The sequence below is a fragment of the Nostoc sp. PCC 9305 genome, assembly GCF_963920915.1.
Lineage (GTDB): Bacteria > Cyanobacteriota > Cyanobacteriia > Cyanobacteriales > Nostocaceae > Nostoc.
Genome location: NZ_CAWUDN010000113.1, coordinates 1 through 25,552 on the forward strand (window position 1 = coordinate 1; position 25,552 = coordinate 25,552).

The 25,552-nt window shown below is 41.8% G+C and carries 15 protein-coding genes and 1 pseudogene; 10 read left to right on the top strand and 6 right to left on the bottom strand.

Going from position 1 to position 25,552, the window contains the following annotated elements; all coding sequences use genetic code 11:
* On the bottom strand, positions 1-3,616 hold a 3,616-nt coding region (locus ACM0OX_RS29595; protein WP_414518592.1), incomplete at its 3' end, for a ribosome assembly protein 4.
* Between the two features lie 141 nt (positions 3,617-3,757).
* Entirely contained in the window at positions 3,758-5,107 is a 1,350-nt protein-coding gene (locus ACM0OX_RS29600; RefSeq protein WP_414518594.1) for a P-loop NTPase fold protein, read from the bottom strand.
* Positions 5,108-5,394: 287 nt separating this feature from the next.
* Here ACM0OX_RS29600 and leuC point away from each other — a divergent pair, with 287 nt between their 5' ends.
* Entirely contained in the window at positions 5,395-6,798 is a 1,404-nt protein-coding gene (gene leuC / locus ACM0OX_RS29605; RefSeq protein ID WP_414518596.1) for a 3-isopropylmalate dehydratase large subunit, read from the top strand.
* 90 nt (positions 6,799-6,888) lie between these two features.
* Positions 6,889-7,497, top strand: coding sequence for a 3-isopropylmalate dehydratase small subunit (leuD, locus tag ACM0OX_RS29610; protein ID WP_414518597.1), 609 nt, complete (start codon positions 6,889-6,891; stop codon positions 7,495-7,497).
* A gap of 872 nt (positions 7,498-8,369) precedes the next feature.
* Here leuD and ACM0OX_RS29615 read toward each other — a convergent pair.
* Both ACM0OX_RS29615 and ACM0OX_RS29620 read right to left on the bottom strand, forming a co-directional pair.
* Complete coding sequence (locus tag ACM0OX_RS29615; RefSeq protein ID WP_414518598.1) at positions 8,370-12,869, bottom strand: translation initiation factor IF-2 N-terminal domain-containing protein; 4,500 nt, start codon at positions 12,867-12,869, stop codon at positions 8,370-8,372.
* Positions 12,870-13,106: 237 nt separating this feature from the next.
* Positions 13,107-14,024, bottom strand: coding sequence for a histone deacetylase (locus ACM0OX_RS29620; protein ID WP_414518599.1), 918 nt, complete (start codon positions 14,022-14,024; stop codon positions 13,107-13,109).
* A 111-nt stretch (positions 14,025-14,135) separates the two neighbouring features.
* Here ACM0OX_RS29620 and ACM0OX_RS29625 point away from each other — a divergent pair, with 111 nt between their 5' ends.
* Positions 14,136-15,161: a mechanosensitive ion channel family protein gene (locus ACM0OX_RS29625; protein ID WP_414518601.1), complete on the top strand. Its 1,026-nt coding sequence runs from the start codon at positions 14,136-14,138 to the stop codon at positions 15,159-15,161.
* A 163-nt stretch (positions 15,162-15,324) separates the two neighbouring features.
* Here the strand turns inward: ACM0OX_RS29625 and ACM0OX_RS29630 are convergent, their stop codons facing one another.
* Entirely contained in the window at positions 15,325-16,104 is a 780-nt protein-coding gene (locus ACM0OX_RS29630) for an MBL fold metallo-hydrolase (protein ID WP_414518603.1), read from the bottom strand.
* Positions 16,105-16,216: 112 nt separating this feature from the next.
* Here ACM0OX_RS29630 and ACM0OX_RS29635 point away from each other — a divergent pair, with 112 nt between their 5' ends.
* Positions 16,217-16,654: a VOC family protein gene (locus tag ACM0OX_RS29635; protein WP_335195761.1), complete on the top strand. Its 438-nt coding sequence runs from the start codon at positions 16,217-16,219 to the stop codon at positions 16,652-16,654.
* A 9-nt stretch (positions 16,655-16,663) separates the two neighbouring features.
* Here the strand turns inward: ACM0OX_RS29635 and ACM0OX_RS29640 are convergent, their stop codons facing one another.
* Entirely contained in the window at positions 16,664-18,349 is a 1,686-nt protein-coding gene (locus ACM0OX_RS29640) for an S-layer homology domain-containing protein (protein ID WP_414518604.1), read from the bottom strand.
* Positions 18,350-18,573: 224 nt separating this feature from the next.
* On the opposite strand from ACM0OX_RS29640, the gene ACM0OX_RS29645 reads away from it, so the two are divergent.
* The 6 genes and pseudogenes from ACM0OX_RS29645 to ACM0OX_RS29670 form a co-directional block, all read left to right on the top strand.
* Positions 18,574-19,467 carry an alpha/beta fold hydrolase gene (locus ACM0OX_RS29645; protein WP_414518606.1) on the top strand — a complete coding sequence of 298 codons (894 nt, stop codon included), beginning with the start codon at positions 18,574-18,576 and terminating at the stop codon, positions 19,465-19,467.
* Positions 19,468-19,595: 128 nt separating this feature from the next.
* Positions 19,596-20,639 (top strand): annotated as a pseudogene (locus tag ACM0OX_RS29650) (serine/threonine protein kinase).
* A 167-nt stretch (positions 20,640-20,806) separates the two neighbouring features.
* Positions 20,807-21,058 carry a hypothetical protein gene (locus ACM0OX_RS29655; RefSeq protein ID WP_414518608.1) on the top strand — a complete coding sequence of 84 codons (252 nt, stop codon included), beginning with the start codon at positions 20,807-20,809 and terminating at the stop codon, positions 21,056-21,058.
* A gap of 68 nt (positions 21,059-21,126) precedes the next feature.
* The gene (locus ACM0OX_RS29660) at positions 21,127-22,761 is read left to right on the top strand and encodes an AAA-like domain-containing protein (protein ID WP_414518610.1); all 1,635 of its coding nucleotides are present in this window, start codon (positions 21,127-21,129) and stop codon (positions 22,759-22,761) included.
* Between the two features lie 73 nt (positions 22,762-22,834).
* Positions 22,835-23,461, top strand: coding sequence for a type I restriction endonuclease (locus ACM0OX_RS29665; RefSeq protein ID WP_414518612.1), 627 nt, complete (start codon positions 22,835-22,837; stop codon positions 23,459-23,461).
* A gap of 138 nt (positions 23,462-23,599) precedes the next feature.
* Positions 23,600-25,552, top strand: a 1,953-nt coding sequence (locus ACM0OX_RS29670; RefSeq protein WP_414518614.1) for an AAA-like domain-containing protein, incomplete at its 3' end; no start/stop codon positions are given.

Below are 25,552 nucleotides of genomic sequence, written 5' to 3' on the forward strand. Positions count from 1 at the left end.
GTTTGATCGTCTTGTCATCACTACCAGAAGCCAGTGTCTTGCCATCGGGGCTGAAGGCTACGCTTAAGACCGAACTGCTATGCCCAGTCAAGGTTTTGATCGCTTTGCCTGTGCTGACATCCCAGAGTTTGATCGTCTTGTCATCACTACCAGAAGCCAGTGTCTTGCCATCGGGGCTGAATCCGATGCTATTGACCCTACTGCTATGCCCTTCTAAAGTATTAACCTCGATCGCTCGATTTTCTTTCTTCTCATTTGGCTTTAAATAAACTGCTTGCTGTAAAGTTCCTACAGCTTGCATTAAAGTATCGCTTCTGTGCTGCGCCCAAAGTGTATGCTTGAGTTTGCTACCTGCCTTTAAGGCTGCTATTAAAGCATCTGGATATTGTCCAGAGACAGCAAAGGCTTCCGAAGAATTATTGATGGCGTTAATTTGACTAACATTTGCCTCTACTGCCCACTGGAATGTTGCTGCTGCTAAAACAGCAAATCCTAAACCTGCGGCGACAGAACCAAAAAGGGCGCGTTTGAGAACGTTATTTAGTTTCGCCTCACTCAGTTTTCTTTGTTCTCGTTCCTTTTCCAGTTGCGCTATTACCTGCTTTAACTTTGGTTCCTGTTGCTGGCGGATAAAGGCGGCGATGTAGTCATGTACCAGTTGATAACGGTCGGCGGGGTTTTCTGGTAGCAAAACCACTAAGCCGGATTGGACAAAAATTTCTAAAATTAAATCTAATTTACTAATTTCAGAAGCTTGTTTCGCCCTAGTTTCCGATCCCCCCGCCTGCGGCGACCCCCTTAAAAAGGGGGTTGAAGAAATTAAGCCCCCCTTTTTAAGGGGGGTTGGGGGGATCTCCGAGAAATACGGCAGCAAATCGCGTTCCAACTCAGCGCGAGTCTTCAGAGGGCGAGTTCCTTTTTCATCCGTCAGCAAATAGAGTAATATGTCTGCTGCTTGCTGATTTTCTTTACCGCAATCATTAACAACTTCATGCAAATAACGCTTAACCAATTCGTCCTTAGTACCACGCTGCCGATATTCTGCCAGAGTTGTAATATTCTCCGTTTGCAGTTGCGCCCCCACAACCTGCAACTCAATGGGACGAACTTCACCCAATTCTCCAGCTAAATCTTGTACGAGTTGTTCGACTAAAGCAGGTTCTAAATGAAAACTAGTATTTTCAGTTAAACGCTGAATAATTGACTTCGCATCAGCAGGTGAGAAGTTCCCCAACTTGTAAAGCACATTATTACTGAGAATGTCATTGCCAATAATCTTGAGACTCGACAAATCATTGCACTCCAGCAAGTAATGGATGTAATCCACCCGCAGCGATAAGATAACTTTCACCGATAGAACATTCAAACAGTCTCCCAGAAACTCAAAGAATTGCTTCCGTTGTGCAGGTTCAGTGTAAACAAAGAAAAATTCTTCAAATTGATCGAAAATTAACACCGTGCGGAGGTTATGCTGTTCGTTTTTGCGAAGTTGGGTGATTAGGAAGTTAGGAGTTAGGAGTGAGGAGTTAGGAATTAGGAGTGAGGAGTGGAGATTTTGAGTATTGGAGGTCGAAGTTTCGAGTTCTGAGGTCGAATGTTGAGGTTCTGAGGCTGAAGTTTCGAGTTCAGGGGTCGAAGTTCCGAGTTCCGAGGTCGAAGTTTTGAGTTCAGTGGTCGAAGTTCCGAATTCTGAGGTCGAATGTTGAGCTTCAAAGATCGAAGTTTCGAGTTCTGAGGTCGAACGTTGAGCTTCAAAAGTCGAAGTTCCGAGTTCTGAAGTTGAACGTTGAGCTTCAAAAGTCGAAGTTCCGAGTTCTGAAGCTGAACGTTGAGGTTCTAACTCTCCCCACTCCCCACTCGCTCCCAAAAGATTCCCTAACTCTTCTATCCAATTGGTGTAAACGCGCATTACCACCGGCAAATAATCTTGAGTACCTATGGCTTTATTTTTTAAAGCCGGCATCAGTCCCGCATTCACCAGGGAACTTTTGCCGACACCCGATTGCCCATGAATTACTATCAGTTTATAATCAGGGCGACCCATGCGTTCGATTAAACGTTCTATATCCAACAGGCGACCAGATGCAGCAATTTCTGGGGCAATATTTCCTTGAGGAGAATTTGAGCGCAATGTCTCTACAAATGCCTGTTTTGTAGCTTCTAACTTACCCGCACCAATAAAAGCCCGCAAGCCAAATTGCTGTTCAATGGAACGCCGTTGCTGTTTAATTTTGTATGCTTTGAGATATTTTTTTTGCTCAAAATAAAGCTGCTGCAAAAACCTGAGAATATCCAAGTAAAGCCTGACATCTTCTAGGGGATTACCCAAATTTTTAGCAGTTTCTAAGCTGAGAGTTGCCTCTTGAATTTGACCTAAATGGTATTGAGAACGACCTAAAATAAATTGATATAAGCTTAAGTCTTTTGATTTTAAAACCCTTTCGGGAATATCAGATAAAATCCCTGATATATTAGCTGATTCCAGATTTGGAATTGCAGCAAAAACTTCTAATGCTTGCTTAACTAACTGATTTGCTTTCATCCAGTTTTTTTGAGCCAAAGCCACCTCGGCTAAAAAACCGTAATCTTTGGCTAATTCCCTTGGCTGTTTGTTATTTTGATGGATTACTAAAGCTTGTTCTGAAAGACTATGCAATATTTCCCACTTTTTCAAGTCTCGCAAGACATCACCGAATTTCACTACTGCGTTAGCAATTAAATCTGGACTTTGAAACTTGCTAATAAAATTTATATACTCTTGAACATAATGCCAAGTTATCTGCCAATCTTGAGAATTGATATCTTGATGCTTCAAAGCTTTGAGATAATAGCAAAAGCTAATCTCACCAAGGATTTTTGCCTGTCTTTCTAAATTATGACTTTGCTGCCAGAGCTTATAAGCTTTGTGATAATGCTCTAACGCCGAATCTTTTTGATTATTTATCTGCTTAACAAAACCTAATAAAGATTCTAAGTTAGCTTGAATATCTAAATTATAAATATCTGGCTTTTTAATTAAATCTCTTTGCGCTACTTCTAACTCATTTTCCAGCTTCAGATATACATCGAAGCTAAATTTTAGATTATTACTAAACCATTGATTAGCCGTTTCGATGATAAAATCTACTAATTGTTGGGTTGATATATCAAAATTTCTCGTAGTTGCCCAACTTTCCAAATCTGGTGCAAGCTGTATTAGATGCTTGTAGATTTCATCGTCAATCCAAAACACTAAGGGAAAAGCAAAATTCTTGCGAAACTCCTCCCGCACTTGATTTGCAGAAGTTAACATCACAGGCAAATTCTGCACAGATTCTAAACCCACAACCATCACACAGGCTGGTACTTCTGCGCCAAATTCTTCCTGAATCGCAGTATAAAGAGTCCTGTTCGATTGCTGCACCGTCAAGATACGAATTTCGACTTGACAGATTTCTCGCAGTCTGGAGATTAAGCGATCGCGCAAGCTACCATAATTACACCGGGCCAATATCAGCTTAAACTGTCCCACAGAGGATTCGATCGCCCAAGCTAATTGTTTCAGAGTGCGTAGGTGTAGCCCGTCGTAGACATCGCTGTTTACACGAGCATCTTGTGATGATTGCGAGTCTGTCATAAGTTAAAAGGGCGGTTAGAAACCGCGTCTACACGAGGCTTTACCCACCTTCGTGGGTTATCAACACTAAATTTTCCCTAGTCCACGGAGGTGGACTTTGTTTGTATAGCTGCGAATTCGATTCGCCCTGGCTTAAGTTGACTACTGTAGTTCTCTTGCTTCTGCCAAAACCGGATTAACATCAAACCAAGACTCGCCACCATCCCGATATTCAAACACAAACCGACTGCGAATCAGTTTTTGATATCCGTGGTCATCACTCACCTTTTTCTTTTCCTTGACATGACGTAACAATTGCCACTCATCCTCAGAAATCGGTAACATGATTTCATTCCGCCGAGAACGAATAACTTGCTCTAAGGTTTCACTAGTTAGAGGAAGACTCATCTCTTCCATAATCCAGGTATTCAGCAGCCTCAGCACGTCCCGCACATGACCACCGCTCATTTGACATAAACGCTCTAGGCTAGCAGCACTATCAAAAATCTCGGTAACTTTACTTAAACGCTCCTCTGGTGTCAAGTCAGGAAAAGCTCTAGCTAGTACCATCTGCTGCATGAGTGACATTCCCTGTGTATGAACCCTGCCATCAGGCCATTGTATAGGAACCATTGGTAACACCTTGGGGTCTTCTGGGAAACGCTGAGTCAGCATTCCGTAATCATTGGAAAACTTCAAAGACAAAGGCATGGTGTAGATGAGATGACAATTCAGCTTCGTCAAAAACTCACCTTGATCGACAAATAAATATTCTTGCTGCGGACGACCCCAAGGTTTGGCACGATTATCTATGCGGTCAAGATTATCGACAATTACCACCAGACCATTTTTACCTTGCTGTTTGAGTTTAGCGATCGCAGGTTCCAATAATTCTTGATTAATCGCTTCCAGCAGCTTAGTTTTTTGCGGTGCTAAATACTGATTGAGTTTTTCGCGCAGCATTGGGTCATTTTTCATCTTCGCGGTGATTTCTCCAATGCCCACAGATAGAGAAAACTTATCTTTATCTGCGGATAAACCGACATCACCAACCACCGGAAGCTTAACTTTTCCCGCCGTCACCTCGGAGTTTAAGACCTTCCAAGCACCTTGCAACAACTCATTAAACTTGTTGGGTGACTCCAGAGTAATTTTATCCAGACTTTGACTCACACGACGAGCGATCGCTAGCAGCACATCAGCAATATCGACATCGGTCATTTCCAAATCGTCACTGGACTCAAAATAGACTACATGGAAGCCTAACTTTTCCAGTTCAGCCTGTAACCGTAATAGTTCAGTCGATTTCCCACAACCAATATGCCCAGTAAATAAAGTGCAAGTGGGTTCATTCGGCTTAAAAAAAGTAATCTTTTGCTTCAGCTTGCCAAGAATATCACCACCTCGTACCGAGGAAAAATCTATATAATACTTACCATCAGAGCTATTGTTGACAAACAGAGTTCTGCTGGGATCGCTAGCCTGATAAAATTCCCGTAAATCTATGGGCATAAACTGGTAGTGCAATTATCTCGTATTGTCTTAACACATCCTTGTGGAAAAGGATAAAGTTATTTACATCTTTGCATCTCAATATTTCGGAGAATTTTCGCATTTACCTCTCTTCCTCTGTGCCCTCTGCGTCTCTGCGGTTCGTTAAAGAAGAATAAAACCACAGAGGCGCAGAGGACACAGAGAAATAAGAGGGCAAAGCTGTAAGTAATATTAAGCGATCTGCAAAAATCCAGACTATTTTTTGATACTATTTAAGACCGGACTCCTTAAATATTGATTGACGTATGAGCAAAGGTACCCTGTTTGACAAAGTTTGGGACTTACACACCGTTGGTACACTTCCCTCAGGGCTGACGCAACTATTTATCGGGCTTCACCTAATTCATGAAGTCACCAGTCCCCAGGCCTTTGCTATGTTACGCGAGAGGGGTCTAAAAGTACTGTTTCCACAGCGTACCGTCGCCACAGTCGATCATATTGTGCCCACAGAAAACCAAGCGCGTCCCTTTGCCGATAGCTTGGCAGAGGAAATGATTCAGGCACTCGAAAATAATTGTCAAGAAAATAACATAACTTTTTACAATATCGGTTCTGGTAGCCAGGGTATAGTTCACGTCATCGCTCCAGAACTCGGACTGACTCAGCCAGGAATGACGATCGCTTGTGGAGATAGTCACACATCCAGTCATGGGGCATTTGGTGCGATCGCATTTGGTATCGGTACTAGCCAAGTCCGCGATGTTCTCGCTTCCCAAACCCTCGCTCTCTCCAAACTGAAAGTCCGCAAAATCGAAGTTAACGGCACTCTTAACCCAGGAGTTTACGCCAAAGATGTCATCCTGCATATCATCCGCACCCTTGGCGTGAAAGGTGGTGTGGGTTATGGTTACGAATTTGCAGGGACGACATTTGAGCAAATGGATATGGAAGAGAGAATGACTGTCTGCAACATGGCGATCGAAGGCGGTGCTAGATGCGGCTATGTCAATCCCGATCGCGTCACCTACGATTACCTCAAAGGTAGAGATTTTGCACCCATTGATGCAGATTGGGATAAAGCAGTAGCTTGGTGGGAATCCATCAAGAGCGATGCTGATGCCCAATACGATGATGTGGTGGTATTCGACGCTGCGGAAATTTCTCCTACTGTCACCTGGGGGATTACTCCCGGTCAAGGTATCGGTGTTAACCAGTCAGTACCTCAACCGGAAGAACTGCTCGAAGAAGACCGATTCATTGCCGAAGAAGCTTACCGCTATATGGATTTATATCCTGGTCAACCTATCAAGGGCACTAAAATAGATGTCTGCTTTATTGGTAGTTGCACCAACGGCAGAATTAGCGATTTGCGAGAAGCGGCGAAAATCGCCAAAGGTCGCCACGTTGCCGAGGGAATCAAAGCCTTCGTTGTCCCCGGTTCGGAACGGGTGAAGGAAGAGGCGGAAGCTGAAGGACTAGATAAAATCTTTCAAGAAGCCGGATTTGAATGGCGAGAACCGGGATGTTCTATGTGCCTAGCCATGAACCCCGATAAGCTGCAAGGAAGACAAATCAGCGCCTCTTCCTCCAACCGCAACTTTAAAGGAAGACAAGGTTCCTCCTCCGGCCGGACATTGTTAATGAGTCCGGCAATGGTCGCCACTGCTGCGATTAAAGGCGAAGTCTCTGATGTGCGCGAGTTGCTGTAACTCCACTTCCTAGCATAGAGAAATCTCTTAAACTTTTCTTTCTTTCTTTGTGTCCTTTGCGTTCTTAGCGGTTCGTTTCTTATAAAACTTATGGTGAGTGAAGTTAAAACAGTTTCAGGGCGCGGTATACCCTTAGTGGGTAATGATATAGATACCGATCGCATCATTCCCGCGCGATATTTAAAAGCCGTTACCTTTGATGGGTTAGGTGAAGGCGCGTTTATTGATGACCGGACAGCACTTAAAGGTGAACATGCCTTTGACCAACCCCAATACAAAGGCGCGAATATTTTAATAGTCAACCGTAACTTTGGCTGTGGTTCATCACGGGAACACGCACCCCAAGCGATCGCAAAATGGGGAATCCAAGCTTTAATCGGTGAAAGCTTCGCCGAAATCTTTTTTGGTAACTGTGTGGCAATGGGCATACCTTGTCTGACAGCTGATGCTGTGACTGTTAAACAACTGCAAGATTTAGTCGCTGCCAATCCTCAAGCCGCCGTAACAGTGAATCTGGAAACTTTGCAAGTGCAAATTGGTGATTACACAGCCCCAGTTGCGATCGGTGAAGGTACAAGAAGCACATTTATTTCTGGAACTTGGGACGCTTGCGGTCAGTTAGTGGCGAATGCTGACCAAGTTCGGGCAACGGCTGCAAAATTACCCTACGTCGGTTGGGGCAATTTAGCCGCAAGTTAGCATTTCCTCTTTCCCTGGCTCTGCCGGGGAATACTCATTGGTGGGCTACCGCCTCCATTGCTGCAATAGACCTCTTGCAAAAGTCCCAGATGCAATATTTTTGCCCCTAAACTGATAATTTAGCCGTAATTTATGCTCAAACCCCTATTCTTTCGTATACCTAATCTAACGATCGCACATTCCATTATAATCGCTGAAATCCATTTGCCGTATACATTTACCATTTTCGGATAAGTCTAATCAATTCACAGCCCCACCATTATTATCAGCGACAAACTTTGAGATAGTTGCGTAAACATCTCTCAAAATCCATAGAAGCTAAGGCATGTCTGCAAGCTTACAGCTAAATCCAAATTGCTAATTTGGGATAATTGAATCCTCCTCATACTTCAAGTACGGGGAGGATTGTACAGCAGTTTTCTTTTGCATGAAATATGAGGCTACAGAGGCAGAAGGCAGACACTCTTTATAGATGACACGCTCTAGGGGATTGACATCTGTTGTAAATTAAGCTCTTGGAATGCTTCAGAAGACTCTTCCAATTTCAAGCTACCAGCAGATTTACCGTTGATTTGTAGAGTGTATTTACCTTGTGGCAAGCCTTCTAAATAAACGTGAGTTCGACAGAACTAAAAAATAGTAGGAGGCAGTGCAGCTAAGTCTTTTGGGCAATTACTCAGCGCTGTCTTATCTTAGTGCTTTTCTTAGAATAGCTATCAAATACTACATTATAGACCGCAGAAATACGATATTTCTATCTCTAGGAGCAAATTCCGTTAAGATACTTAGCCCAAGTTACGGTTTATGAAATTTAGGTTTTTTGTCGATTCGCGCAATACCTGCGACGGGCTATGCGTAAGCACACCACAGATTTAGCTAAAGAGGCGAGAAACATCAACGAAACCATCATGAAGACTTACAATATTTGAAACTTCTGAATACATACTTCCGACTTTACCTGATTGATGGGTAAATAAATTATGACAACCCACAATTATCAGTAGTTCTTGAGCGCGGGAAAATGCAACATTTACTCGTTCTGGCTTCTTAGCAAATCCCACATCTCCTTTACTATTGTTGCGAACCATACTTACAATTACAACTGGTCTTTCCATACCTTGAAATCTATCTACAGTACCAGTACGAATTTCTAGGGAAGGGAAAAGTTCAGATTGCAGACGTTCATCAATTTTTCTTAATTGAGCGCCATAAAATGTAATTACGGCAATTTCTTTTTTGGGTTCACCATTAGCAACTCTAGAAGCCCAAGTATTTTCAAACTGATGACACAAACGTTCAATCGCATCAATTTCTGGAGTATTAAAGTAAGAAGTTCCATTTTTTTGCTCTAAAAACTGATTCTCAATAGGCGTTTTTACCCAGATAAGATGCTGAGATTCTTGGATAATTTCGTCTGCTAGATGATGTGCGCGTTTTGTATCCGGTTCCAAAATACCAGATTCTAATTTTCCGTCATAAAATTGATTAATTGCACCCATAATAAAGGGATGCATTCGATATTGTGTAGTTAGCATTTGTTTAATGCTTTCATTAGCAGATTCAAACTGACTTTTAAATAAGGATTCTTCTAAAAATTGTAGTTCGTCTCTTGTATTACCCATTGTTTGAGCAACTTCTTCTATCGTGCTAGTATCAAGCATGGGTGGTAATTGCCGATGATCTCCTACCATGACTAACTTTTTGCCTTTCAAAGCTGGGATTAGTAATTCTGGTGGAGTACACTTACTAACTTCATCAATGATGACGACATCAAATGATTTGAATTCTTCAGAAAAACCTCTATTTGCAGCTTGAACGCAGGTGATCCCGACGACGTTTGCATTATCTAAATATATGCGCCTTAAATCGTCGCGTAGGCGTAGCCCGCCGCAGGCATCGCCTTCAGTTGGCTCTCTTAATTTTCCTATCCAATCTTGAACAAAATTCTGATATTTATTGAGATAAGTTTCGTCTGTCTGGAGTTGTTGCTGCCAAGATTCAAACTGAGTATTGATATTGCGTAAAAACTCTATACTAAATAAGTCGGCTTGGGAATTTTCTGGTTTAAATTTATCAGGTATTGTTTGCCATTTTGTCAACCACCAGCTTCGTTCTTCTCTTAGGTTTTCTGATGGCTGTGGTTGTACTTTTTGTTCTACTTCACGCAGATTAATTTGTAATTTCTGAAGTTGCTGTAGAGAAGTTTCAGTTTCTTCTTGTAGCTTTGATAAATGTTCATTTAGAGAATGTTTAATTATCTCCAGTACAGCAAAAGGTTCTAATGATGAGATTAAAGTTTCAAGCTGACTAATGGAAGTTCTACAATAATTTACTTGATTTGCAAATTCTTGGGGATGCTCCCAAATATTTGATTGTGTTGCAAGATATTTTTCAACTAGAATACGTAATTGAGCGGGGATATTTTTTTGATTAAGTTCTTGCAAGATATTAATCACTTGTCCAAGCTGCAAATTAGCATCCTGCTGTGCTTTTTCTACCTCAGCTTGAGTAATAGATATTTGCTGTTGGCTAACTTCATTTTTCTGAAGTTCATTTAATTGTCGTTGCAGATGGTGAAGTTGTTGTTCAGTTTCAGTTTTGACTTTTAAAACGCATTGACGCGCATTTGCAAGGATAGTATCTAGCAATTCTTCTGTAAGGCGGGTGAGAGTAGAGTCGATATTATTCCATTCCCATGATGCGCCATAAGTCTGTTGTATTCTAATTAAAAAAACCTGGGTATTCTCAACTAGTAATTTGCGCTGTTTGGGGTTTAGTAGCTGATAATTGCTAAACTGTTGATAGGTTTCTTGCCATTGGGTGCGCTCGCCCTTTGATAGCACCATTGGAATCTGACTAAAGTTTTGTTGTAAAAAATAGCTGAAATTATGCTGTTTCCCCTGTCTATCAGTAAAACCTCCGTCTATTTCATAAGCGATCGCTTTTGTCAACAACTCCCATTCTGGTAGGCTAATTTTATAAGTTTTTGGTACTATAGGTAGTTTTAATGTATTAGCAAACATCAACAAACCTAGCGGTAAGTCAACTAAATTTTCTGTGAGTGGTAAACCTGATTGATGACATTCTTTTAAAGTTTGATAGAGATGAGAAAGTGCTGTAGATTTCCATTCCTTAACTGCTGAGATAATGTAATCTATTTCCCGTTGGCGATTTTGCCATATCTGGATTGTTTGCTGTGTATTTTGCAGTTTGGTAAGATATTGCTGATAATCTGGTTGTAACTGATTCAATGAAGCGAAATTTTGTTTGACAACCTCCACTGATGCTGCAACTTCTAAGATGGCTTTACTTGCCTCTTGAGCATCAGTCAAAGAAGTTTTAAATCCAGAAATTTCTATTGCTACAGTTTCATGCAACCAAGCCGCTAAACCAAAAGCACCAAGCGCCGGACGCACAAAGCCAAGTTCATCAGTATATTTGATAGTTTTACGAACATTTGCTAAAAATTCTTCTACTAAACTGTTACCTTCTGTGTAGGGTTTAAGAAGTGGCAAAAAATTTGTAACTTCTGAAGCTTCCCAGTTGATATTTGGTGCAGTATTTAATATGGTTTTCAATTTTGCAATTAGTGATTCAACCTCGTTATGTTTTTCTACAGTTTCGTTGTAATATTTTTCTTGATTTTGAAAGTTTACCTCTAGCTTTAACTTATTTTTCTTGAATTTAGTTTGTTGATGATTAAATTCTTCCTCTGCTTGTAAGTAAGCTATCAATCTTTGTGATGATGCCAGTAATTGACTGAAGATTTTGATATTTTCCAGCCGTTGAGTCAGATTATTTTCACAGTCAGTCGCAGTATTTTCTAGCCATCTGCCAATCACTTGGTCTTCTAAAAATGGCTGTCCTTCTTCCCCAACTTTTTCGGCTCTTCCCTTGCGTACAGCGCGAATCACTGGGTTGTGAACTAATCGACTCAGGGCGTTATCTACTGCTAAATTGGCTTGAGATGCAATTAGAGTGCGTCCACCGCGAAGGGCTATTTGATAGCAAATCTCGGCAATTACGGTAGTTTTTCCAGTACCCGGTGGCCCTTGGATGAGAACAAGATCCTTAGCGGCAAGTACCTTTTCTACTGCTGCTTTCTGACCAGGATTTGCAGAAGATAATAATAAATCTTGTGGTTGAAGTTCAACAGTTGTTTTGATTTGTCTAGCCTGAGAAGCATCGAATAAAAAGTTACCCAAATAGGGATTTTGGGTGTAACCGTTATTCAAATCATCTAAAGCTTTTCTCTTACGCTGAATCTGCTGAATATCACCAACTGCTTCAAAACACAAAAATCCTGTATCTGGCAACTTATAACGCTCTGCTGCCATGAATTCAGCTAAGTCACGTTCTAATCTGAGGCTGATAATACAACGGTTGGGGTCAACTTCTTCAACAGTCCCTAATTGACGACCGCTAATCCAATTTTTGCCGACGGGAGCAGTTTCAAAAAGCTTTAAATCTTCGTTTTTTGTGCGTCTTGCTCGTCCCCAGAAGTTTTCTAATTCGAGGGAATTTTGATAAAAGCCGTCAAGAGTAGCTGAGGCTACATCAATTTCAAAACTGATTCGTCTTTTGAAGTTATAGTTATGACTTACGTAACGCACGCAAAATTGACGCGCTTTCGCAATCTTTTCCTCAATTTGCAAAAACGCTTTCCAAGCTTTAAGCTGATCTTCTGTAGGGACATTTTCGCCACAAACTGGTGCGGCTGCAATGCGTTTCAATGTCGCCGACGGAATGTCGAGATGATGCTGATGATTAGGTAGCAAACGCAAGCGACAAGGTATAGCATAGCTATCGGCGTGTCCGCGTGAGGGTTGTAATAACTGAGCCGAAAGTATTTTTAAACCTCCGCGTCCATCTTTTGGTACAGCCGCTCTAAATCCTAATGTTTTTCTGAGCTTCTCAAGTCTTGCGGGTAATGGAAAATCATCGGAGTCTGTTGCTATTGTCAAATCCCAAATTTCTTCTCTTGCTTCTTTGCCTGCACCTTTACGACGTACATAAAATAGAGAAGGCTTTTTCCCGACACATTCAGACATTAATTCATTGGCGCGATCGCGCCGATCCCTAAATTCGGGATATGATTTCAGGGCACTTTCACCTTCAAGATGACGGATAAAGCTATCAATTGCTGAAGCTATAAACATATAGCCCCAATCTTCAGAGTTTGTTTTACTTTTCGAGGATTTTGCTGTTAGTTTATTTATCGCTACACGAATGCGTTCTGCATCGGATTCTGAGATTGCGCTAGTATGGCTTTTAACTGCAATTTTTAGTTTTTCACAAATTACTAATAGCTTCTTGCTATCCAAATTCAATTCTTTTGCTAGTTCGTATATTCTGAGTTTGCCGTTGTTCATCCAGTAGTGCCTTTGCTGACAAAAAAGGGTTTAAATTTAAACGCAAAGGGGAGGCAGCGCGTTGCGGGGGTTCCCCCCGTTGTAGCGACTGCCGTCGCGCAGAGGTAAGCGCAGAGTAGCGCAAAGTTTATTTTAGTCCTATTCGCTACGAATTATATTTGGAAATACTCTGCGTACCTTTTCGTTTCTCTGCGTTTAAAAACTTGACGATTTGGGATAGTATTGCCCACTAAATGACTATAGTTTGTACTGATGGTAAACTTCACTGGCAGCGCGATGCAGCAGGGAATGACGCCATACTAAAGATTTCATATCATCAGCATAACCGCCGCCAATGACACAGGCGACGGGATAACCGCTACTCATACAAGTACTCAAAACCTGCATTTCCCGGCGAAAAATGCCAGCATCGGTAAGGGCTAATTTACCCAAGCGATCGCCTATATGGGGGTCAACACCAGCATCATAAAATACTAAGTCTGGCTTGACTTTAGACAATAAATCTGATAGAAAACTCGCCAAGGTTTGTAAATAAGCGTCATCTTCCATTCCTATCGGCAAAGGAACATCCAAATCGCTGTTTTGTTTAGTACCGGGGAAATTGACTTCGCAGTGCATGGAGAAAGTAAAAACGCTGTCGTCGTCTTGGAAGATAAAAGCTGTGCCGTCTCCTTGATGGACATCCAAATCGACAATGAGGATTTTTTGGACGAGTCCAAATTTTTGTAAAACGCGACAGGCGATCGCTAAATCGTTGAAAATACAAAAACCAGACCCATAACTAGGAAAGGCATGATGAGTTCCACCAGCAGTATTGCAAGCTAAACCCTGGCTTAGTGCCAGTTTCGCAGTTAGTATCGTACCACCTACCGCTACACAGGTGCGATTTGCTAATGCTGGACTCCAAGGCAAACCAATGCGTCGCTGTGCTTTGGGGTCTAGGGTTCCTTCGCAATAAGCTTGAACGTAGCTTGGGGTATGGACTAACTCTATTAATTCTGGTGGCGGACGTTCGGGAGTGTGAAATTGTTCTTGATTTGCTACACCATCGGCTAATAGCAATTCGTAGAGTTGTCGGAATTTAGACATCGGAAAGCGATGTCCTTCAGGTAGAGGAGCAATGTAATCTGGGTGGTAAATAATTGGCAAGTCCATAATCCAGAAAATCTCAAGCAGCTAATCCGACAACTAACAAGCTAAAATTTAGCCATAATCACAGCACAAATGCTGCTCTCCTAAATCTAAAATTTCAAATTTAAAATTGATATGATGGAATGGATTACACCGACTGCATTTATTCTAGCTGGCTTACTGGCTGGAATAATTGGTGAAAAAGTTATCTTCAAAAAGCTAGAAATATTCGTTAATAATAAACGAATTGCCGGGGGTAATATTATATTTCACTCTCTGCACCGCATGACATTTATTTGGTTTGTCATTGCCGGTTTTTTTTGGGCAGTTTTGAGCGCACCCCTGAAACCAGATATTGCGATCGTACTGCAAAAAGTTCTGACGATCGCATTGCTATATTCAGTAACCCTAGTTTTAGCAAGATTGACTGCTGGTTTTGTTAATTTATTTATTCGTAGAGCAGAAGGCGTTCCCACATCACTAATTTCTAACCTTGCGAAGATTACTGTTTTAGTTTTGGGAACATTAATCATATTGCAAACCGTGGGTGTACAGATTACACCGATAATCACGACTTTAGGGATTGGTGGTCTGGCAGTTGGTTTGGCACTTCAAGATACCTTAGCAAATTTATTTTCTGGCTTTTACTTAATTATTTCTAAGCAAGTTAGAACCGGAGACTATGTAAAATTAGATGCTGGTCATGAAGGATATGTTATAGATATTTCCTGGCGTAATACAACAATTAAAGAAATTTCCAATAATATAGTCATTGTTCCTAATTCTAAGTTGTCTTCTGCAATTTTCACGAACTATCATTTACCTGCAAAGGAAATTACTTTAACAATGGATGTGGGTGTCAGTTATGATAGCGATTTAGAACAAGTTGAAAAAGTGACTGTAGAAGTTGCCAAAGAAGTTATGCAAGAAATTGCAGCGGAATTAAAAGAAATTGAACCATATATTAGATTTCATACTTTTAATGATTTTAGTATAGATTTTACACTTTATATGCGCGTAAATGAATACTTCGATCAGCGTATTGGTAAACATCTATTCGTCAAAAAATTACACAAACGCTATCAGCAAGCAGGAATTCAAATTCCTTTTCCGATTAGAGAAGTGTATATGCAAGATAATTCAGCTATGGAACGAAATTAGCTTTTATCACATGGTCAACCATTAAAGCCCTGGCGACTAGAAGTCGCGGCTATCAGATAAAACCTGCCTCCGCAGGTTAGCAAACCTTTGATTTTCTGTTAGTCTGCGTAGGTGAACTTTGTTTGTATAACCACGATTTCTAATCGCTAAGACTAGGTGCAACTTAGATTGCTAATGCTCGTTTTTCTAATGGTAGTTCAAAGCGATCGCCTGGTTTCGGCTCAAGTACCCGCGTCACCAGATTGTTTTTCTCTAGTAACGAACGAAATTCTTCAGTACTTCCTTTAGTTTGAATCAGCTTCATCAGCAATCCCTCAAAGGCCACATCCCCACCAGCCGCAGTCGGTAATATTACTTGAGGCTGTAAAGACTTTACTACTTCTAATGCACTATTGTTTCCTTTAATAATCGGCCCAAGCAAAGGCAACGTCATGTCAATAAACGGTGTAATCACTACATCGATGGGTGCAGCTGGCTGAAGTTGTGGAGAATGATCCCCATGAGGCTCATAGTATACAGTTAAACCACTCTCCAATTCTTTGAGGAGATAACTATTTTCCACCAGAGTGGGGCCAATGGATGAACCGGGGAAAGCTTTGATTTCAACTTGATTATTTAAAGTGAAAGTTTCACCATGAGGCAATACTGTTACCTGGGTGTAACCTAATTTCTGTACTACCTTGGCAGCATTGGGAGAAGCTACAACCTTGATGCTGTGGTCGAGTTGCTTTAGTGTTGGTGGGTGAGCATGGTCTTCTAAACCCTGAGATAAAAGGATCAGATCGATATTATCTGGGATTGGGCGATTTTGCGATCGCGAACCTTTAAACAGCCAATCCAAATTGCTGAAAATTAACGAACCAACCAGCCAAGGGTCAATCAGTATTCGTTTCTTGCCGATTTCTAGTAACCAAGAGTTGCTGTCTAACCAAGTTAAGAACATAAAAATTTGTGAAGGTAACGCCTATCTTCATTATCAATCGTGTCAGCTTTCTTAGTAAGCACTGAGGCTAATACCTACATTCGTCTGGTCAAGTCTACCACGGAGTTTTTTTATGTCCGATCTTGGTTTTACTCACATTGCACTTGCAGTCAGTGATGTTGATGCAAGTATCTCATTTTATGCAAAGTATGCCCAGATGACAGTCGTGCATCATCGCATCGATCGAGCGACTCAATCAGATGTTGCTTGGATTAGTGACCTGACTAGACCTTTTGTAATTGTCCTCATTAAAGTACCTAAAGTAGAAGGCGCACTCTTACAACAATCTCATCTTGGGGTAGCTTATCAGAATCGCGGGGAAATCGATCGCCTGTGCAATGAGGCACGCAATGAGGGAATACTGCTGGCTGGGCCAAATGACTGGGGCCATCCGGTTGGTTACTGGGCTTATCTTCAAGACCCAGATGGTCATACATTAGAAATTTCCTATGGTCAGGAAATTAGTTTTACAGTCGAGCAAGCTAGAGACGCGATTAATCGCGTCTCTTAAAAGAAAATATTATTTATTACCAGGGGTACGTCCACCTTCATCGTTACTACCACCGTGAGGACGAGAATTACCTGGGTCGCAACCCTCAGAACCATTACCAATTCCTTGGTTGCAATGGCGACGCGGTTTGATGCGCGCCCTTGAAGTTTCAGTCTGCTGCTCTACTGCAACTTGTTGCTGTCCAACGACGTACTGCGAGGAGATGTTTGCTACCTGTCCAGTGCTAGACAGGGCTTGGTATAGCAAAGCAGACACTTCAGACCTGGTTGCTACCCGTTCAGCATTTAGCAAGTTCACGTTGGGATAGTTGACGACTATACCGCGTTGTGTCAAAGCTGCAATCAGACTGCGATATTCACCACGAATAGTAGTTGCATCGCTGTAAACAGATAATATCTTTTCCGTGGAACCACTGCTTTGATAATTTAATCCCCGTGCTAATGCTACCAAAATGTCAAGGCGGGAAAGCCTTTGAGTGGGGTTGAAATCCTTGCCAATAACAGCGTTTAAAAAGCCCATTTGATAAACTTCGCTGATGGCATTGTAAGCCCAATATCGATTTGAGACATCTTTAAATGCTACTGCTTGGCGAATTTTACCCTTGGTAAACGCTTTTCGCAGCATTGCCGCAAATTGGGCACGAGTTACTGGTGCATCCGGGCGAAAAGTCCCATCAGGAAAACCTTCGAGAATTTCCATTGAGGCCAATTCGGCAATAAAATCTTTAGCCCAGTAGTCTGTGGAAACATCAGAAAACTCAACCTGGAGAGGGCGAGATAGTCTGACTTGGCGATAATTCATTAGCATTTGACTAATGTCGTAGCTAGAATTATCGCTGACTTCAATCACCTGTACCAAGCTGCCAGGAGTAGTTTGCAAAACCTTTGCCAAGTCGGAATTAAAGATATTCACGAAGGACTGACGCACTAAAGCATAATCACCCTGAGTAAAAGAGACGGGATAAACGCTGGTTCCGGCAATTTTTGACAAACCTTCTACTTGGAACTGACTACCTTGAAAAGTTTGGGAACTGCTCAAGAAAATAACACGTTGGTTCCTGACTTGGGTGAAGTAGTCGTAAGTGTTAGTACCTGCGTCAATAGTGCCATTTTGGTCAGCATCAACACCATAAACAGTGCGAACTACTTGGTATTTTGTAGGTTGGGCTGACAAAATCAAGTTAACTGTGGTATTTGCTGGCAAACATTCAAATTCGCTGTAGCCAATAAAGTGGTTTTGAATATCATACAATCGCACGACGATGCGATCGCTAGCTTTTAACCCCTTAACAAATTTTGCTTTTTGCTTAATCTTGTACTTGTAATCACCCAAAAACTGCTCTTTTAAATAGCCCTGGCCACTTTTGCTTTTAACAGAAATGCGAGCAATCACTTCTGAAAAATTACCAGATGGTTGCCAAATGGCAAGGCTAAAACCTGTTTTTTTCGCTTTTACCGAAACGTTACGGCTTTCTGTAGTCACAGTTTGCCGTTGGCTAGTGGTGTGATTCCTTGTTTCTACTTCCTTATGGGCTAAAAGTTGTTGTTCTGTGGAATTATCTGTTATTTGAGCGACGATGGTAGAGAACCCTAAAGCTGCATAGGCAGAAGATATTGGCGAAAATATTGCTACAGAGGTTGCAGCAAGAACAAATTTGCTCATTTGAGCAAAGTTACTTTGAGTTATATATTTCATCCCACACTACCATTCGTCTAAAAAGTCACAGGGCTATTTGATATCCCTCGACTTATTAATCCCTTGGGGTAGATGGAACTAACATTTCATCAGTGTTGAGTTAGGAGTTAGGAGTTAGGAGTTAGGAGTGTGATTATTGCTTTTTTACTCAGCACTCGTTACTCAGCACTATTTCGGTCAGAGAACATTACTATATTTGAAGAAACACTTTATGAATCTTATTAATGACTGTAACTACACAACAGCTTCCAACTCAAGACGCCTTTGAAAAATTCATTTGGACTTGGCAGGGTTACAAAATTCAGTACACTGTCATGGGTACAGGACGCCCTTTGGTACTGGTTCACGGCTTCGGTGCTTCCATTGGACATTGGCGCAAAAATATCCCAGTTTTAGCTGATGCTGGCTACCAGGTATTTGCCATAGACCTTTTGGGTTTTGGCGGTTCTGATAAAGCGCCTATTGATTACAGTGTGGAAGTTTGGGTGGAACTGCTGAAAGATTTTTGCACAGCACACATCCAAGAACCGGCTGTATTTATTGGCAACTCCATCGGCGCACTTTTGAGCTTGATTGTACTGGTAGAACATCCAGAAATTGCTGCTGGTGGTATTTTGATTAACTCTGCGGGTGGGTTAAGTCATCGTCCCCACGAATTGAATCCGCCGCTACGGATGGTGATGGCAGCTTTTAATCGGTTTGTGCGATCGCCAATTACAGGTAAATTTGTTTATAACCGCATCCGTCAAAAAGCCCAAATTCGCCGCACCCTCTACCAAGTTTACCGGAACCGTGAAGCCGTCACCGATGAATTAGTTGATTTACTTTATACTCCCTCTTGCGACCCAGGAGCGCAAAAAGTCTTCGCATCTATTCTCACAGCCCCTCCTGGCCCAAGTCCAGAGGAACTTTTGCCCAAAGTAGAACGTCCTTTATTAATAATTTGGGGTGCTGACGATCCTTGGACACCAATTACCGGGGCCAAGATTTACGAAGAGGCGCGGGAGAATGGCAAAGATATCAAAATTGTTCCCATTCCCAATGCCGGTCATTGTCCTCACGATGAGGTTCCAGATGTTGTCAATGCCCAGATTGTCGATTGGCTAGCGCAAAGGTGATAATTTCGCCTTTCTGCCGATATGTATTAGCCCAAGCAAGGTAAAAATGGGGCTAACAATCTGGGTGAGTGGATCTTAATCTTTTAATTGCGCCTTGACATAATCAAACTCGTATGGTGTGTGAATAAATGGAGCTTGATGTGCGTAATGGAGATAAAAGGGTAATTCCCTTAAATCACCATCCAGATTTTTCAGAACTTGGCTATCAAGTCATCAGCGAACTAGGACGCAACCGAGAAGGGGGACGGATTACTTATCTAGCTAATATCCTCAACTCTAATCAATCGGTGGTAATTAAAGAGTTTTGTTTTGCTCGTGCAGGTGCTGATTTATCAGGTGTGAAAGCATATCAGCGCGAAATTGAAATCTTGCAACAACTCAATCATTCGCGCATTCCTCGCTATCTAGATTCCTTTGAAATGCCGGGGGCTTTTTATCTGGTACAGGAATATAAAAATGCCCCATCATTGGGATTAAAACGTAGCTTTAATCCTGAAGAAATTAAGCAAATTGCTCTGTCAATCTTAGAAATTTTGGTTTATCTGCAAAAGCAAGTTCCGTCAATTATTCATCGGGATATTAAGCCAGAGAATATTTTGGTTGATGAAGAACTAAATGCTTACCTGGTTGATTTTGGATTGGCTAGAATACAGGGTGCAAAAGTAGCTCTGAGCAGCTTTATAGCAGGAACTCCAGGTTTTATGCCACCAGAGGAACAGTTTGGTCATTCTCTGACAGAAGCATCAGATTTATATAGTTTAGGAGCAACACTAATTTGCTTACTTACTAATACCCGTTCTGTTGAGATTGGCAAATTAATTGATGATAACTATCGTTTTAATTTCCAGCAATTAGTTCCTCAAATCAGTCCCCGTTTCCGGTGGTGGTTGATGAAAATGGTGGAACGTAACCGAAAACGTCGCTATGCTAATGCGGCTATTGCTTTAAAAGCACTTGGGACAATTGAGGTTGTTGGTAGTGCGACTGGGTTAGATAATTTCATCAGTACAATCAAACCTAAAAAATGAGCCACTTTGTTGGGACTAGCTACTGTTGTTACACTGGCTGCGGTTGCGGGAATTTTGATGAGTTATCAGTCTGGTAATACGGTTAGGCAATTGTCGGAAGCTAGAGAATGTCAAAGTTTTGATTTAAGCTCAGATTGCCAATAAAAAATTGGAAATGAAGATTAATTAGGTTGCATCTGGCTAAAGATTACAACGGTTTTCAATTGAATAGACTACACGCGTAGGGGCACAATATATTGTGCCCCTAAAATTATGTGTATTCCACGCTTGTAAAAATTGCTGTCATTTTCACGAGTATCAAAGACTCGTTAATGGAGCTAAAAGACTCATTAATGAAGCTAAAAGGCTCGTTAATGGAGCTAAAATACTCATTAATGGAGTTCAAAGACTCATTAATGAAGCTAAAAGGCTCGTTAATGGAGCTAAAAGACTCATTAATGAAGTTAAAAGGCTCGTTAATGGAGCTAAAAGACTCTTTAATGGAGCTAAAAGGCTCTTTAATGGAGTTCAAAGACTCATTAATGGAGCTAAAAGGCTCTTTAACGGTAATACGCTATCGGTAATTGTCTACTTACCTGCTGTAGTAAACTACATCTAAGCCAGAAGCCTGCATTCAATAGTTGATAGCGCTGTGAAAAAAATCCTGATTGTGTCAGCTAATCCCACGACGACAGATAAACTTCGCTTGGATGAGGAAGTAAGGGAAATTCAGGAAGGGTTGCAACGCTCTCGCAGCCGAGATAAGTTTGAACTGATTACTAAATGGGCGGTGCGGCCTGACGATTTGCGGCGTGCGCTTTTAGATCATAATCCTCATATCATCCATTTTTCTGGGCATGGTGGAGGAAATCAAGGTTTAGCCTTGGAAAATAATATCGGGGAAATGCAGCTAGTGAGTACGGAGTCACTGGCAAGGCTATTTAAGTTATTTAAAGACAAAATTGAGTGTGTATTATTAAATGCCTGCTATAGCCAGGTGCAAGCTGAGGCAATTTATCAAAATATTAACTGCGTAGTTGGGATGAATCGGGCAATTGGCGATCGCGCCGCAATTAAATTTGCGGTAGGCTTTTATGATGCACTGGGTGCTGACAGGTCTTATGAGGATGCTTATGAGTTTGGCTGTAGCGCTATTGATTTAGAAAGTATTCCAGAGTCTTCGACACCAGTGCTGAAAAGTCGGAATAATCCCCAAGGTGCTATCTCTGCTAACGAAACGATTCCAGATAGCGAGATAAAAACAGTAGTCTCCTTAGAAAATCCAGAAGGGCAGGTAGCTCTAAACTCTGCTTTCTATGTGGAGCGATCGCCTATTGAGGTAGACTGTTATGAAGCCATTCTTCAACCAGGGGCCTTAGTTCGCATCAAAGCTCCCCGGCAGATGGGCAAAACTTCCCTCATGTCGCGGGTTCTCCATCATGCTAGTCAACATAACTATCAGACTGCACCTGTAAATTTCCAGTCAGCCGATGCAGAATTTCTCGCCAATTTAGATCAGTTTTTGCAGTGGTTTTGCGCCAGCATAACTTACGAATTAAATCTACCAGAGAAGCTAGACGATTATTGGAAGGGTGTTTTAGGTAGCAAGAATAAATGTACAAATTACTTTCAACGGTATTTATTACCCGCCATTAATAGCCCCATAGCTATAGGTTTGGATGAAGTCGATGAAGTCTTCAAACATCCGATAATTGCTGCTGATTTCTTTGGATTGCTACGAGCTTGGCATGAGCGTTCAAAGAATGAGACAGTGTGGAAAAATCTCCGGTTGGTGATTGTGCATTCTAAGGAAGTTTATATACCGCTCAATATTAATCAGTCGCCTTTTAATGTCGGCTTACCTATTGAGTTGCCAGACTTAAATCAAACACAAGTACAAGACTTGGTACAGCGTCACGGACTCAATTGGCCCGAATCACAAATTGAAGAATTAATGACACTCGTCGGTGGTCATCCTTATTTAGTGCGGGTAGCGCTTTATGAAATTGCCCGTGGTAGGATGACGCTGGAAAATCTGCAAAAAATCGCGGCAACTCAAGAAGGGCCTTACAGCGACCATTTACGCCGCCATTGGCTGAACTTGCAAGAGGATGCAGAATTGCTAGCTGCCGTCAAACAAGTAATGATGGCAAATCGCCCTGTGGATGTAGGCACAACTGAAGCGTTTAAACTCCGCAGTATGGGGTTAGTTAAGTTTCAAGGCAATCAAGTAGTGCCACTGTGTGAATTGTACCGTCAATATTTTGGGCGATCGCTTGGGAATTAAAAATTAAAAAAGTACATTAGGAAGACCTGAAATACTTTCATCTGCAATTACCATTTAACTAAAAGGCTCAACAATGGTTCAACTTATTCAAGGAAAAGATATCACCCTAGCCCAACTCATCGATGAATTTGGTCTACACGTTGCAGACAACGAACTTTTTTTTTCAGAGTGGCAGCAAGATTTACCTGAGTTGAGTGATTTAGAAAAGCAATCTCTCAACGAAGTCAAGACAGAATATTTGCATCTATCGAAATATCCTATTTTAGAACCTGTAGTCAAAATGGTAGTGCTATCTCCACTATTGCGTCTAGCAGGTTTTTATCAACCGCCTTTCTACATCGCCTCAGAACAAGAGGTCAGAATTTCTTCTGAAGACGAAGGCATGATTATTAGAGGACGTATTGACATCTTAGTGTTCCATCCTCCACTTTGGGTTCTCGTTATTGAGGCAAAAGGAGCAGATTACTCCTTAGTGCCAGCAATTCCACAAGCATTAGCTTATATGTTGGCAGATGCAACTTCGGCTAAACCTGTTTTTGGGTTTGTCACCAATGGGAATGAATTTAGATTTATCAAACTGCTAAAAACTGAAACTCCACAATACGCTCTATCTGATTTGTTTGCTTTAGATAGTCGTGATGACATATATATTGTTTTGAAAGTATTAAAGCACCTAGCTTATTTAATTCGTAATTCGTAATTCGTAATTTGTAATTATGACCTCTCCCTGGTTTTACTACGCAAAACCGTCCCTCTCCGATTCGGAGAGGGACAGACTTGAACTTTAGTTCAAGGCAGGGAGAGGTTTGTTTAACTCGCGCTGAATTTTTAATTGTTTATGACCCAATACCAGTATCAAGTCGGTGGTAGTCTGCCTCAAAATGCACCAACTTATGTTAGACGGCAAGCTGACCATGACCTCTATGAAGGCTTGAAAGCTGGGGATTTTTGTTATGTACTCAATTCCCGGCAGATGGGGAAATCTAGCTTGCGGGTGCGGGTAATGCAGCAGTTACAAACAGAGGGATTTGCTTGTGCTGTTGTTGATATTACAGCTATTGGGACGGTAGATATTACGCCAGAACAATGGTATGCCGGGGTGATTGATACTCTGGTGGAAAGTTTTAATATTTATACAACTTTTGATTTAGATAGTTGGTGGAATGATAACGCTTTGCTTTCACCAGTGCAGCACTTGAGCAAGTTTATTGAAACGGTTTTACTTCAAACAATTCCTGAAAAGATTATTATTTTTATTGATGAAATTGACAGCGTTCTGAGTCTTTCATTCAACTTGGATGACTTTTTTGCAGTTATCCGCGATTGCTACAACCGACGAGCAGACCATCCTGAATATAATCGCCTCACCTTTGCTTTGATTGGCGTGTCTACGCCTTCAGATTTGATTCAAGATAAACGCCGCACACCTTTTAATATTGGGCAGGCAATTGATTTAACTGGCTTTCAACTCCAAGAGGCGCAACCCTTGGCGCAGGGATTGGCAGAAGTAGGTGATTCTCAAGAGTTGATGCAGGTGGTGCTGAACTGGACGGGAGGACAGCCGTTTTTGACGCAAAAAGTTTGTAAGTTGCTGGTGCAGGGGGGACTGGAGACGAGGAATTGGGGACTAGAGGATAAAAACTGGGTGGAAGAGTTGGTACGTGAGGGAATTATTGAGAATTGGGAGACGCAAGATGAGCCGGAGCATTTGAAGACGATTCGAGACAGAATTTTGCAGAGTGGGGAACAGAAGACTGGGCGATTGTTGGGGTTGTATCAGCAGATTTTGCAGCAGGGAGAGATAGTAGCTGATGATAGTCCTGAACAAACTGAACTGCGGTTGACGGGTTTGGTGGTGAAGCGGGAGGGAAAGTTGAGAATTTATAATCGGATTTATACAGAGGTGTTTAAACAGGAGTGGGCTGAAAAAATTTTGGCAAAGTTGCGTCCTTACTCGACTGCATTGAATGCCTGGGTTGAGTCGGAACGTCAAGATGAGTCGCGCTTACTGCGGGGACAGACTTTGCAAGATGCCAAAGAATGGGCAGTGAGTAAAAGTTTGAGTGACTTAGACTATCAGTTTTTAGCTGCTAGCCAAGAGTTGGAAAAGCGCGATGTGCAGAAAAGGCTGGAGGTAGAGAAACAGGCAAAGCAAGTTTTAGCAGAGGCGAACCACAAAGCTAATCAACGGATTCGGATTGGTTCTGTGGTGTTAGGTTTTGCTCTGGTAGGGGCAGTAGCATCATTTATAGTTACTCAAAAAAGTCTTGAGGAATTAAAAAAGGTAGAAGCAGCCAGAGAAGTTGCTTTAACGGCTACGCGATTGGAACAAGACGGAACAAATGCGTTGCAATTGTTTGAAACTTCCAGAGAATTTGATGCTCTGCTGTTAGCAATAGAGACGGCAAGAGCATTAAAAAGTCTGATCAAGGATAAACAATCTTTAGCAGACTATCCAGCATACAGCCCTTTGTTTAGTTTACAGAGAATTCTATCTAGTACTAATATTCGTGAACAAAATCGTCTCGAAGGGCATAGCAATTCAATCAACAGCGCCGTCTTCAGCCCGGATGGCAAAACTTTAGCTTCCGCCAGTGCTGACAAGACGATCAAATTGTGGAATCTCGACACGCGCAAAGAAATTACCACTCTCAGGGGGCATAGCAATTGGGTCACTAGGGTCGTCTTCAGCCCGGATGGCAAAACTTTAGCTTCCGCCAGTTGTGACAAGACGATCAAATTGTGGAATCTCGACACGCGCAAAGAAATTACCACTCTCAGGGGGCATAGC

Excerpts from the sequence above, each read along its gene's own strand:
- ACM0OX_RS29600 (WP_414518594.1), bottom strand. The coding sequence starts at position 5,107 with ATGCCCATAGATTTACGGGAATTTTATCAGGCTAGCGATCCCAGCAGA.
- leuC (WP_414518596.1), top strand. The coding sequence starts at position 5,395 with ATGAGCAAAGGTACCCTGTTTGACAAAGTTTGGGACTTACACACCGTT.
- leuD (WP_414518597.1), top strand. The coding sequence starts at position 6,889 with ATGGTGAGTGAAGTTAAAACAGTTTCAGGGCGCGGTATACCCTTAGTG.
- ACM0OX_RS29615 (WP_414518598.1), bottom strand. The coding sequence starts at position 12,869 with ATGAACAACGGCAAACTCAGAATATACGAACTAGCAAAAGAATTGAAT.
- ACM0OX_RS29620 (WP_414518599.1), bottom strand. The coding sequence starts at position 14,024 with ATGGACTTGCCAATTATTTACCACCCAGATTACATTGCTCCTCTACCT.
- ACM0OX_RS29625 (WP_414518601.1), top strand. The coding sequence starts at position 14,136 with ATGATGGAATGGATTACACCGACTGCATTTATTCTAGCTGGCTTACTG.
- ACM0OX_RS29630 (WP_414518603.1), bottom strand. The coding sequence starts at position 16,104 with ATGTTCTTAACTTGGTTAGACAGCAACTCTTGGTTACTAGAAATCGGC.
- ACM0OX_RS29635 (WP_335195761.1), top strand. The coding sequence starts at position 16,217 with ATGTCCGATCTTGGTTTTACTCACATTGCACTTGCAGTCAGTGATGTT.
- ACM0OX_RS29640 (WP_414518604.1), bottom strand. The coding sequence starts at position 18,349 with ATGAAATATATAACTCAAAGTAACTTTGCTCAAATGAGCAAATTTGTT.
- ACM0OX_RS29645 (WP_414518606.1), top strand. The coding sequence starts at position 18,574 with ATGACTGTAACTACACAACAGCTTCCAACTCAAGACGCCTTTGAAAAA.
- ACM0OX_RS29655 (WP_414518608.1), top strand. The coding sequence starts at position 20,807 with ATGGAGCTAAAAGACTCATTAATGAAGCTAAAAGGCTCGTTAATGGAG.
- ACM0OX_RS29665 (WP_414518612.1), top strand. The coding sequence starts at position 22,835 with ATGGTTCAACTTATTCAAGGAAAAGATATCACCCTAGCCCAACTCATC.